The sequence below is a fragment of the Viridibacillus sp. NPDC096237 genome (genome assembly GCF_050278625.1).
In the GTDB taxonomy this organism is placed as follows: Bacteria; Bacillota; Bacilli; order Bacillales_A; family Planococcaceae; genus Viridibacillus.
Genome location: NZ_JBNNTI010000041.1, coordinates 19,474 through 30,881 on the forward strand (window position 1 = coordinate 19,474; position 11,408 = coordinate 30,881).

Annotated in this window: 11 protein-coding genes, 1 pseudogene and 1 riboswitch; of the genes and pseudogenes, 9 read left to right on the top strand and 3 right to left on the bottom strand. The window is 33.9% G+C overall.

All coding sequences use genetic code 11. The annotated features are described in order from the left end of the window. The first annotated feature begins 13 nt into the window (after nucleotides 1–13). The 3 genes from ACQKMD_RS17805 to ACQKMD_RS17815 all read left to right on the top strand — a co-directional run bounded on the left by ACQKMD_RS17805 (nucleotide 14) and on the right by ACQKMD_RS17815 (nucleotide 3,677). Entirely contained in the window at nucleotides 14–1,099 is a 1,086-nt protein-coding gene (locus tag ACQKMD_RS17805) for an SDR family oxidoreductase (RefSeq protein ID WP_427753690.1), read from the top strand. A gap of 108 nt (nucleotides 1,100–1,207) precedes the next feature. Next, nucleotides 1,208–1,375, top strand: a riboswitch (yybP-ykoY riboswitch). 1 nt (nucleotide 1,376) lies between these two features. Further along, nucleotides 1,377–2,141, top strand: coding sequence for a TerC family protein (locus tag ACQKMD_RS17810; RefSeq protein ID WP_427753692.1), 765 nt, complete (start codon nucleotides 1,377–1,379; stop codon nucleotides 2,139–2,141). 186 nt (nucleotides 2,142–2,327) lie between these two features. Continuing rightward, nucleotides 2,328–3,677 carry a TrkH family potassium uptake protein gene (locus ACQKMD_RS17815; protein WP_427753694.1) on the top strand — a complete coding sequence of 450 codons (1,350 nt, stop codon included), beginning with the start codon at nucleotides 2,328–2,330 and terminating at the stop codon, nucleotides 3,675–3,677. Between the two features lie 148 nt (nucleotides 3,678–3,825). On the opposite strand, the gene ACQKMD_RS17820 is transcribed toward ACQKMD_RS17815, so the two are convergent. Then, entirely contained in the window at nucleotides 3,826–5,574 is a 1,749-nt protein-coding gene (locus tag ACQKMD_RS17820; RefSeq protein WP_427753695.1) for a B12-binding domain-containing radical SAM protein, read from the bottom strand. Nucleotides 5,575–5,851: 277 nt separating this feature from the next. Here ACQKMD_RS17820 and ACQKMD_RS17825 point away from each other — a divergent pair, with 277 nt between their 5' ends. Further along, a complete protein-coding gene (locus ACQKMD_RS17825) occupies nucleotides 5,852–7,297 on the top strand; it encodes an ATP-binding protein (protein ID WP_427753697.1) in 1,446 nt (481 codons plus the stop codon). Between the two features lie 99 nt (nucleotides 7,298–7,396). Then, complete coding sequence (locus ACQKMD_RS17830) at nucleotides 7,397–7,843, top strand: MarR family winged helix-turn-helix transcriptional regulator (protein ID WP_427753699.1); 447 nt, start codon at nucleotides 7,397–7,399, stop codon at nucleotides 7,841–7,843. 61 nt (nucleotides 7,844–7,904) lie between these two features. On the opposite strand, the gene ACQKMD_RS17835 is transcribed toward ACQKMD_RS17830, so the two are convergent. Together ACQKMD_RS17835 and ACQKMD_RS17840 are read right to left on the bottom strand one after the other, a co-directional pair. Further along, nucleotides 7,905–8,516 carry a CPBP family intramembrane glutamic endopeptidase gene (locus ACQKMD_RS17835; RefSeq protein WP_427753701.1) on the bottom strand — a complete coding sequence of 204 codons (612 nt, stop codon included), beginning with the start codon at nucleotides 8,514–8,516 and terminating at the stop codon, nucleotides 7,905–7,907. A gap of 235 nt (nucleotides 8,517–8,751) precedes the next feature. Further along, nucleotides 8,752–8,940 (bottom strand): YkvS family protein, encoded by a 189-nt coding sequence (locus ACQKMD_RS17840; RefSeq protein WP_427753703.1) that lies wholly within the window; start codon nucleotides 8,938–8,940, stop codon nucleotides 8,752–8,754. 126 nt (nucleotides 8,941–9,066) lie between these two features. Between ACQKMD_RS17840 and ACQKMD_RS17845 the strand changes: the two genes are divergently transcribed. From ACQKMD_RS17845 to ACQKMD_RS17860, 4 genes and pseudogenes are all read left to right on the top strand, one after another. Further along, on the top strand, nucleotides 9,067–9,255 hold the full coding sequence (locus tag ACQKMD_RS17845; protein ID WP_427753705.1) for a hypothetical protein: 189 nt from the start codon (nucleotides 9,067–9,069) through the stop codon (nucleotides 9,253–9,255). A 91-nt stretch (nucleotides 9,256–9,346) separates the two neighbouring features. Further along, nucleotides 9,347–9,541, top strand: coding sequence for an aspartyl-phosphate phosphatase Spo0E family protein (locus tag ACQKMD_RS17850; RefSeq protein ID WP_427753706.1), 195 nt, complete (start codon nucleotides 9,347–9,349; stop codon nucleotides 9,539–9,541). Between the two features lie 237 nt (nucleotides 9,542–9,778). After that, complete coding sequence (locus ACQKMD_RS17855; protein WP_427753708.1) at nucleotides 9,779–10,648, top strand: NAD(P)-dependent oxidoreductase; 870 nt, start codon at nucleotides 9,779–9,781, stop codon at nucleotides 10,646–10,648. Nucleotides 10,649–10,914: 266 nt separating this feature from the next. Beyond that, nucleotides 10,915–11,196: pseudogene (locus ACQKMD_RS17860) on the top strand (MFS transporter); the annotation flags it as partial. Nucleotides 11,197–11,408: the final 212 nt, after the last annotated feature.

An 11,408-nucleotide genomic window follows, 5' to 3' on the forward strand; every position in this document is an offset into this window, starting at 1 on the left:
AGGGGTGGATGGGGTGGCTACAGGCTTTTTTACGGGATTTCCAGGTTTTATAGCTAGCCAAATTATTCGTACAGCTTTTAAACATGAAAAGTACGATAAAGTATATACCTTTGTATTAATAACGGAAAAACAAAGAGCAGAAGCTGAAGCGGAACTTATATTAAAAGACTATCCAGATAAGGAAATAACTATTATTGTAGGTGATATTACATTTCCAAACTTAGATATTAACGATGATCAATTTGAGCAATTATTGAATGATGTTGACTTCGTTTGGCATTTAGCTGCTATTTATGATCTAGCGGTACCAAAAAAGGCTGCTTGGAAAGTAAATGTTCAAGGTACATCAATGGTCAATGCTTTTGTTAGACAGATAAAAAATATACAGCGATATATGTATTTTAGCACGGCATATGTTGCAGGAACCCGTGAAGGGATTTTAAGAGAAACAGAATTAATCCGTCCAACAAGTTTCAAAAATTTCTATGAAGAAACGAAATTCGAAGCAGAAATATTAGTAGAAGAATTAAAGACAATTGTTCCAATAACAATTATTCGACCTGGTATTGTAAGAGGACATTCACAAACCGGAGAAACGGTTAAATTTGATGGGCCGTATTTCTTTTTGAATATGATTGATCGGTTAAAATGGCTCCCAATCATTCCGTATATCGGTCAATCAGATGCCAGATTAAATGTGGTACCTATAGATTATATAACTGAAGGTGTTGCCTATTTGAGTACGCTTTCTGAAGCTATCGGACAAACAGTGCATATGACTGACCCAAATCCACATCCTGTTCAGGAAATATATAGAGCCATGGTACGTTCTGTAACTGGAAATAAACCAAAAGGGCGAATACCACTAAGTCTTGCAAGAAAATCGATGAGCATTCTACCTATACGTAAAGCACTTGGAGTTGAGTATGAGACGTTAGACTATTTAACGTGGAATGCATCATTTGATACGAAGATAGCAGAGAGACTTTTAGCAGAATCTTCTGTTCAATGTGCGGATTTCGTTGGGTCAATCCCTACGATGGTGGAGTTTTATAAGGAGCATAAAAGAAACAAAGGCTTTCAGGTTCAAATTAAGTAAAGTTAATGCTATCTGCATGGAAAAATAGTATTTTTGCCTAGAAAAAAAGTTTACATCGATAATTCTTTTAGTTATAATAAAAATACAAACAAACTTAATTACTTTTGACATTTTGTCAAAGGGGAGTAGCTATAGGGAAACCTACCTCATAGTCGTCATTACATGGTTTAATAGCCATCGGTTATGAGAGCAAATGAATTTTTAAAATTGCTAAGCGAGACCTTTGCCTTTTATTAGGCATGGGTCTTTTATTTTTGTTTGAAAAGGAGGAAATTGGATGGACGCGATATTATTGGAATATGCATGGGTACTATTGGTCCTAATTGTATTAGAAGGTTTATTAGCGGCAGATAATGCAGTTGTTATGGCTGTTATGGTTAAACACTTACCACCTTTACAACAGAAAAAAGCATTATTTTACGGCTTGTTAGGTGCGTTCATATTGCGATTTGCAGCGCTATTTATGATTACATTTTTAGTGAACTACTGGCAAATTCAAGCATTAGGAGCAGCGTATCTACTATTTATCTGTTTCAAACATTTATATGATCATTGGAAGAAAAAAAACCAGGAGGAAGAGGCCGAAGAGAAACAGGGTTCGGGCTTCTGGATGACAGTATTTAAAGTAGAGTTAGCAGATTTAGCATTTGCTATTGATTCAATGCTTGCTGCAGTTGCCCTAGCTGTTACATTACCTGAACTAGGTAATTTACAAGTTGGTGGTATTAACGGCGGACAATTCGCAGTAATGTTCTTAGGTGGTATCATAGGCTTAATCATTATGCGTTTTGCGGCACAATGGTTTGTTAAATTGCTACAATCTTATCCATCATTAGAAACAGCAGCGTTTTTAATTGTTGGTTGGGTTGGAGTAAAACTATTAGTATTAACATTAGCCCATCCAAAAGTAGCTATTTTAGAAGAACATTTCCCACATTCAACTGTATGGAAAACGACATTCTGGATTGTACTTGTTGTTCTAGCAGTAGGCGGCTACCTTGTAGGTGTAAGTAAAAAGAAAAAAGCAGATGTAACTGAATAATTTAACTCAAACCCAAACCCTATTTGCCAATTGAATGGTAAATAGGGTTTTTTCTGTTTATTAGAAGGGTAGAATAGAGTAAATAGAAAAGTCATCTAGGGAATATCTTTAGGTACTTTCCTTTTTCCTAACTTTTTCATACAATAGGAAGTATCTTGCTCTCAAGAGTGAAAGGATTCGATTTATTTGGGTTTTACTAAAGATATCAATCGACGAGCAACACCGTTCCAGGCGATTGTTTCATATTACTTTATAGCGATTGCTATTTCTTTCGTCCTCTTAAGATTACCTGGGGTACATAAACCAGGTGTAGAAGTTTCATTACTAGACTCTTTATTCACTGCAGTTAGTGCAGTCAGTGTGACCGGTTTGACAGTTACGAATGTATCTGAAACGTACTCAATTTTTGGTATTGTTATGCTACTGCTTATTTTACAATTAGGTGCAATTGGGATTATGTCTTTAGGTACCTTTGTTTGGTTACTTGTCGGGAAAAAGATCGGGATGCGTGAACGTCAACTTATTATGGTTGATCATAACCAAACGAAATTATCAGGTGTCGTGTATTTAATTAAAGAAATTGTAAAAATATTATTAACGATTGAACTTATAGGGGCTACCGTATTAACTCTTTATTTCATACAATATTTCGACAACTTTGAAGAAGCATTGATACATGGTGTTTTCGGCGCCATTTCCGCAACGACAAATGGAGGTTTTGATATAACAGGGATGTCATTATTACCTTTCCATGGTGATTATTTTGTACAAGTAATCAATATGTTATTAATTGCTTTAGGGGCAATTGGTTTCCCTGTATTGATTGAACTTAAAGCGTTTTTGGAAAATAAAAATAAAAATTTCCGTTTCTCGTTGTTTACGAAAATTACTACAACTACTTATGCAGTATTATTTCTCTTCGGTACTTTCGTAATACTTCTTATTGAATCGTTTCATGCATTTAAAGGAATGAGTTGGCATGAAGCATTTTTCTCAGCGATGTTTCATTCTGTTTCAGCCCGTTCGGCTGGTTTAACGACAATAGATGTCACGAAATTTAGTGAAGCGACAGATGTTTTTTTAAGCTTCTTAATGTTTATTGGAGCTTCCCCAAGTTCGGTTGGAGGTGGTATTCGGACAACTACATTTGCGATTGCGATCTTATTTTTAATTAATTTTGCAAGAGGTAAGGAAGAAATTCAAATTTTTAATCGTGAAATTCACATTGTTGACGTGTATCGCTCATATGTTGTAATCATTTTAGCTATAGCAATGGTAATTGTTGCAACTATGATTTTATTAATCACGGAACCGGAAGCTACATTGACACAAATTGTATTCGAAATTACATCGGCATTCGGAACCTGTGGTATGTCGCTAGGCTTGACAGAACATTTATCACCAGTTGGAAAAGTAATTATGATACTACTTATGTTCATTGGTCGAGTTGGTCTTATATCCTTCTTATATTCTCTTGGAGGTAAGGCTAATCGAACAAAATATCATTATCCAAAAGAGAGAGTAATTATTGGTTAATTCATAAAAATCGTCTACGTTCTAATGTAATGTTAAGAACGTGGCGATTTTTTAAAATTTATAGTAATTAGTACTATCAATGTTAGCAACAGACATAAGAAAAGCAGAGTAAAGGCCAATATGTAATGGCTTTTGCTCTGCTTTGTTATTAAGAAATGAGAGTGCTTGGTATGGTAGTGAAGTAAGGTTTGTTATCTTTTCTGAAGTAAGTTAGTAAATAACCACTTTGTGCTGCAAGCTTACCATTTTCTAATGCTTCAAAATTAAGCGAGAAAGGAACAAGTAAAGTATGTTTATACAATTCTTTCTCATTTAATTGGTAAGAAGCAAATTCTTCTCCAGCAATTGCAGGGTTTTCACGTAACTGTTGGAAAAGTTTTTTGGATTCCTCTTTCGTAACACGTTTATCCCACCAAATTTTACGAGGCTGGTATTGTTGGACTGCTAAATAATCAAGTTGCATTAAGTTAGTTACGAATTCTAAATTGGCGCCACCACGGTCATGCAAGAATTGAAGTAAACGATTAAATAAATCTTCAAGCTGATGTCCTATTCTCGACCATCCACGTTCTTCCCAATAGGTACCAAATTGTTGAAAGAAGTCGAATGGGGATTCGAATACTTCAGTTACTAGATATTCAACAGTACGATCCATACGATGATCGTTCCAATATTTTTCTAACACATCTTCTGCTTGTTTAATACGCAAAATGTCATCAAATGTTAATAAGTTGTTAGCGAAAATTTCATAAGGTGCCATATCAACGTATTCATAGCCATATTCTTTCGCTTGTAAGCGTAAACCTGTCCCTCGGAGTAGTTTTAAGAAACCTAGTTGTAATTCTTCAGGACGCATTACGAAGACATCATTAAAAGTTTGGCGGAAACTTGCGTAATCTTCTTCGGGTAGCCCTGCGATTAAGTCTAAATGCTGATCAATTTTTCCACCTTCTTTGACCATTGTAACTGTACGAGATAGTTTTTTGAAATTTTGTCTTCGTTTAACAAGTTCATTTGTTAAGTCATTTGTCGATTGAACACCTATTTCAAAGCGGAATAGCCCCTTAGGTGCGTTATCATTCAAAAATTGAATTACTTCAGGACGCATAATGTCTGCTGTAATTTCAAATTGGAAAACTACACCTGGTGTATGCTCATCAATCAAAAATTGGAACATTTCCATTGCATAACTACGGCTAATATTAAATGTACGGTCAACGAATTTAATCGTCCTAGCACCATGTTTCATTAAATAACGAATATCTTCTTTTATCTTTTCACGGTTAAAGTAACGGACTCCAACTTCAATAGATGATAGGCAGAATTGACAGCTAAATGGACATCCTCTACTTGTTTCTATATATGAAATTCGTTTTGGAATATCAGGAATGTCCTCTTCTAAGCGATAAGGACTTGGCATTTCGCGTAAATCGACTTTTTTAGGCTGAGGATGAATAACAACTTTGTCATCTTTTAAGTAACAAATTCCAGGGACCTCTTCAAGTGGTAGATCACCATTCAAGTGGAAAAGGAGCTGTTTAAACGAATATTCTCCTTCTCCCATGATGATATAATCCACGTCAGTAAGTCGACGAAGCCAATCATGCACATCATAAGATACTTCAGGACCTCCAAGAATTATTTTCGTATTAGGACTAACTTTTTTTAGCATTCGAATGACACGAATTGTTTCTTCAATATTCCATATGTAGCAGCTAAAACCTACGATATCAGGTTTCTTTTGATAAATATCAGAAACAATATTAAAAGAAGGATCTTTAATAGTGTATTCAGCGATAATTGGGTCGAATTCGGGTGTAGAAAATGATTTTAAATAGCGTAATGCAATATTTGTATGGATATATTTTGCATTTAATGTTGCTAGTACTATGTTCATATTAGTGAACTCCTTTGAAAAACAGCGTACTGTAGGCTGTTAGTAATGAGAAAGTAACATATGTGTAACTGTTATAGATTGTAACAATATTGAGAAATTTCTGCAATATAAGCCAAAAGACCTATTCCTATATATTATTTTTTGTGAAATAATCTGAATATTATATAAAATATTTGTGTCTTTATTGTGATCTTTTTATTTTCGATTATATATGAATACTATTTTAATAGGATGCATAGGGTTATAGAAGTAAACGAAAGGTACGGTGAAACAGCGTATGACGAGTAGTATTAATCCAACGTTTGACTATTTATTTAAGGAAATAAAAGACCCACTTACAATTTTAGATACTAATTTCAGAATGGTTAAAATTAATAATCCTGCGAAGGAAATGTTAGCTATCGACCTAGATACGGATTTAGAATCCATTGTAGAAGAGTCTTTTAAAGCAGATTGGCAACATTTTATTCATCAGCTAATCAATGAAAAGCATGCAGCATGCGTACTTAATTTAAATATAAATCAAAGTATAATTGAAGGAGTAAGAATTACCGGCTTTCATTATACTAAATATAATGTCATGATGGTACGATTTGAGCAATCCACTGTAAAATTACCGACTTTTAATTTATTGATTGATAGTGAGAAGAAATTTAATCATGTGTTTAACTATTCTACGAATGGTATTATATTAACTGATAAAAATGGTTATATCTTAGAAGTTAATAATCAGGCAGAGGAATTATTACAAGTGTCTAGAAAGAGCCTTCTCGGAAATAAATCTTCTGTTTTAATAGAAATATTCCAAGGGAAAGCAAATGAAATTTGTCATTTCATTAAAAATCTATCGACGACAGGTAAAGCAGAGCATACTTTTAATCTTCAATTTGCAAATGAATACACAAGGTATCTTAACATTGTAAGTACCTACGATGCGATGTCAGATCTTCACATGACTGTTATTCGTGATGACACAGAAATGATGAACTTAAAACATCAAGTTGAACATCAAGATTCTCTAAACATACTAGGTGAACTTGCTGCGAGTATAGCACATGAAATACGTAACCCCATGACTTCATTAAAAGGTTTTACTGAATTATTGAAAATAAGTGCAAGTGAGGAAAACCGGCGTTATTTATCAGTTATTGATAGTGAACTTGAGAGAATGGAAGCGATTCTCAACGAGTTTTTAGTATTGTCTAAACCGAAAGAATGGACAAAGAGTATGCTATCTTTAAGTGATATTGTAACTAAAGTTCTTGAGTTAATGCTACCAAATGCTTTAATGAAAAATGTAAATATTATTTATGATAAACCGGATTTTGAACCAGGATATATATATGCGGATGATTTTAAAATCAAGCAAGTACTTATAAATTTAATTAAAAATGCTATTGAAGTAATGCCAGATGGTGGAGAAATAACGATTACCCAAACCTTTGACTTTATGGGGCAGATGAAGCTGACGATTAAAGACTGCGGTTCAGGAATGAGCGAGCTGGAAATGCAGAAGATTTTCATGCCATTTTATTCTACTAAAAGAAGTGGGACAGGTCTAGGCCTGCCATTCGTGTTGAAAACGATTGAAGAGCACGGTGGAAAAATTGAAGTATCTAGTGAATTACAAAAAGGGACATGCTTTGAGATTACATTGCCTTTAGGGGTAGACCCTTCAATTCCTCAATATGAACCAAAACCAGAAAGCTTATACACCAGCTAAAAGGGTGTATAGGTTTTTCATTGTCTATTTTGACAAAGCTTCAGCATTATCGATATAATAACTTTAAATCAAGATAATGGATATGAAGGATGAATTGAAATGACATCAGAGGAAATCAAACAATCGTTAAAACTATTTATCGTTTTATCGAGAGCAAATAAAGCAATAAATGAATGCACACATCAGTTTTTTCAAGATAATGGGCTTAACCCAACAGAATTTGCAGTTTTGGAGTTGCTCTTTCATAAAGGACGACAACCATTACAAAAAATAGGGAATAAAATCCTTTTGGCAAGTGGGTCAATTACATATGTAATTGACAAATTGGAAAAAAGAGGGTTCATAAATCGTATATCTTGTCCTTCAGATCGTCGTATCACCTATGCTGAAATTACGCCTGAAGGAGAAGCTTTTATGGATGAACTGTTCCCGAGACACGAAGAACAATTATACGAGCTTACAAATGCCCTTTCGCCTGAAGAAAAAGATCAAGCAATTGCATTATTAAAAAAAATGGGTCTATCTATAAAAGATTTATCTTATTAAAAAGCTCCAAAAAAAACCAATCGATTTTTTGATCGATTGGTCTTTTTGATAGTTCAAAAATTCAATATAGTGGCAATAATAGGAATAATAGTGTTATCATGACAAGGTGAGCGACAATGATAATTGGCATGCTTTTTTTCCATTCATACAGGAAGCCAAAGATAATGCCAGTGGTAAAAGCAGCTAATACGCCTAGCCAAAAGCCACTTACTGCAAGTGACATTGCAAATAAAATTGCTGCTAGAATAACGGCATAAGGGGTCTTCATATAATGTTTTAATTGTTGTTGAACATAACCACGCCAGAATAATTCTTCCGCAGTAGCAATGATCAAAATTAATAAAATATAGTGCCATAAAGCGCTAGGGCCAAATGTTTTGATAAATTGATGTACTGTTGCAAGTAGTTCTTTTGATAAATAAGGTAGTAAACGATATGCTAATGTAATTAGGCCGTATACAATCGTCCCAAAACCTATTCCAAATAATAAGTATTCCCACGTTTTGATTTTGTCTTCTATTTTTCCGAAAGCGAATGCAAAAGCCATACCAATTAGCATTGTAAAAGTGTATAGATACCAAAATACAGCTTTTTGATCGAAACTAAAATATAGAAGAACATATATGAATACCAATGAAAGAATAAGCACTAAAATATTCGTGCGCTTCTTCATACTAATAATCACCTCCGACAGAATATTTAAAGAAGGCCTTTAAATCATTTTTAACATATTTGTAGCCTTTGTACAAAAGAGACGCCGCCCTTCAGTTTCTGAGGGACGGCGCAGACTCAAATACAATCATTGTAGTGTTTTAGATGCCTAATGTCTAGTAAAGTATACTGTTAACGAATATTAATTGCTATAAGTATGTTACTTATGTATTCATTAGGGGCATTAAACATCTTTTTTAAACTTCGTTACTGTATAATATTTTATAGCGTTTGTGATTGACCACTGTTTTTTCTTCAACCTCTAGGCTGTTGAAATTTTCCATATAAGTAAGGTTGACGATAACAGAGTTTTCATTTACTTTCTCAACAATGCCTTGTAGACCGTCGTTAAATTCAATGATATTTCCGACTTCAGCGATTTTCATAGAAATTCAGCTCCTTCACCTACTAATACTTTACAGTTTCAGTTTGCACGAAAACACGTCTCAGGTAAAGTATTTTCTATTATTATTTAAAAAAAGAAAATTTCAAATGAAAAGGAAGTTTAAGAAATGAATTCATATAATGCTATGTTAGACGAATTGAAAATTGGTAAGAGAGATGATATTACAGTTGATAAAAAAGAATTTTATGCATTTAGAGAAGTTCTAGTGAAGAGAGAGGATTTCAAACATTTTCGTGGAGTAGCAAAACAAGGCGGTACTGTAATTTATCAATACATGGTTGATGCAAGAAGTTGAAATGTCGAAAGTTGTCGAAAGTTTCATTTCCGAAAAAGTGGGAATAATAGTATAATAATGAACAGAATTTAGCTTGAGAGGAGGATGGTAAATGTCTGATTCCATCTTGAAAAAATTAGAATCTACAAGAGAAATGATGATCCGTTCTGGAATTGAACATGGTTTTTCAAATATTGAAACCATCCGCTTAAGTAAAAAGCTAGATCATTTATTAAATATTTATCAACTTCAGAATGTCAATAAGATGAATGATTATAATTTTACAATTGAAAGTGTTGAGCATTAGGGAGAATTCCTAGTGCTCTTTTTTTGTTTTTTTGAAAATTTCAAATTTCTTATAGAGATGTGGTTTAAAATTTTATTAAAGGGAAATAATAAAAGTGAACACAGCAACAATCTCATTTCCCCCTTTCTTTGGCAGATGCAATCGCATCTGTCTTTTTTTTGTAAATAGAGAAGACGTACAATTCGGAAAATTTTTTGATACAATAAAAGCATATACATAAAAATGGAGGAAATTATGATGACTGAACAATGGGATATTGGTTTTGTAGGTACAGGGGTAATGGGATCCAGCATTATTAAGCATTTTTTACATGCAGGTCATAATGTCAATATTTATACAAGAACAAGGGGAAAAGCCTCGCCGTTAATTGAATTAGGCGCAAAATGGTTCCAGACAGCTGGTGAAGTCGCTAGTCACTCAAATATCATTTTCACAATGGTTGGTTACCCACAAGATGTTGAAGAAGTTTATTTTGATGAAAGTGGAATTTTTAAAAATGGACAAGCTGGTTCAATCGTCGTTGATATGACAACGTCTCAACCTACTCTAGCGAAAAAAATTTCTAATCATGCGAAATCTTTACAAATGGATGCTTTAGACGCTCCTGTTTCAGGCGGTGATATCGGTGCACAAAATGGAACGCTTTCTGTTATGGTGGGTGGAGAACGTGAAGTATTTAATAAAATTACACCGTTATTTAATTTGATTGGGACTAATATTGTCTATCAAGGAAAAGCCGGTGCAGGTCAGCATACGAAAATGTGTAATCAAATAGCAATTGCAACAAATATGATTGGTGTATGTGAAGCGATTGCTTATGGAGAAAAGGCAGGTCTTGATATTGAAGATGTCTTAATTTCAATTTCTTCAGGAGCAGCTGGTTCGTGGTCATTAAGTAATTTAGCACCACGTATAGTGAAGGACGATTTAGCTCCTGGATTCTATTTAAAGCACTTTATAAAGGATATGAAGATTGCTTTACAAGAAGCAGAGCTCATGCAATTAAACTTACCAGGTCTCGTACTTGCAAAAAAAATGTATGACGAATTAGCTGCTAAAGGTTATGAGGATAATGGTACACAGGCTCTAATTAATCATTATAAATAACACTGTTCAAAGAAACCGCTCTGTGGATTTGAACTGCCCCGTAAAAGTTAGACACCAATCTAACTTTCTTGGGTCAGATCAATTTCCATAGGAGCGGTTTTAATTATGATATTAAAAAAATTATTAAACATAAATAATATATGACAGTATTCGATAATTTGGGTAGGAAACTCGACAATTGAATGTAAGGCTTTTGTAAATTTATTTTGGAATACAGGATTTTCTTCTTTCAATATGGAATAGTTATAAAGATGGGAGTTGATGTGATGAATGTAGGGTCTCAGAAATCTAAATTTAGAAGTCCATGGGGATTGTATTTATCGTTACCTATATTGTCATGGGCATTTTATGATTTTGCGAATACTATTTTTTCATCCAATATTAATACAATATTTTTCCCGTTTTATATGGATGAAATACTCGGAACAAATGAAGTAAAACAACAAGTTGCCAGTACATTTATATCTTATGCCAATGCTATAGCGAGCCTTTTTCTAGTAATATTCTCACCGCTTTTTGGTGTATGGATTGATAATACGGGATTAAAAACATACTAACATTAGTAGTACAAACCATGGCCATGGTTTGTGCTACTATTTTTTTATAGTAGAAGTGAAGGAAGGTCGCACAGCTCTTTGGACCATTTGAGAGTCCGTATTAAAAAACGACCAACTTCACACCCTTATTTGAATCAGTTTAGTATGTTGGATCCCAAGAGATCGTGTAAAAGAAAATGGAATCGATAAGGCACTGTGAAGGC

Bases quoted from the DNA above. Each gene is read 5' to 3' on its own strand.
- ACQKMD_RS17810 (WP_427753692.1), top strand. From the start codon at position 1,377: ATGGACGCGATATTATTGGAATATGCATGGGTACTATTGGTCCTAATT.
- ACQKMD_RS17820 (WP_427753695.1), bottom strand. From the start codon at position 5,574: ATGAACATAGTACTAGCAACATTAAATGCAAAATATATCCATACAAAT.
- ACQKMD_RS17825 (WP_427753697.1), top strand. From the start codon at position 5,852: ATGACGAGTAGTATTAATCCAACGTTTGACTATTTATTTAAGGAAATA.
- ACQKMD_RS17830 (WP_427753699.1), top strand. From the start codon at position 7,397: ATGACATCAGAGGAAATCAAACAATCGTTAAAACTATTTATCGTTTTA.
- ACQKMD_RS17835 (WP_427753701.1), bottom strand. From the start codon at position 8,516: ATGAAGAAGCGCACGAATATTTTAGTGCTTATTCTTTCATTGGTATTC.
- ACQKMD_RS17840 (WP_427753703.1), bottom strand. From the start codon at position 8,940: ATGAAAATCGCTGAAGTCGGAAATATCATTGAATTTAACGACGGTCTA.
- ACQKMD_RS17845 (WP_427753705.1), top strand. From the start codon at position 9,067: ATGAATTCATATAATGCTATGTTAGACGAATTGAAAATTGGTAAGAGA.
- ACQKMD_RS17850 (WP_427753706.1), top strand. From the start codon at position 9,347: ATGTCTGATTCCATCTTGAAAAAATTAGAATCTACAAGAGAAATGATG.
- ACQKMD_RS17855 (WP_427753708.1), top strand. From the start codon at position 9,779: ATGACTGAACAATGGGATATTGGTTTTGTAGGTACAGGGGTAATGGGA.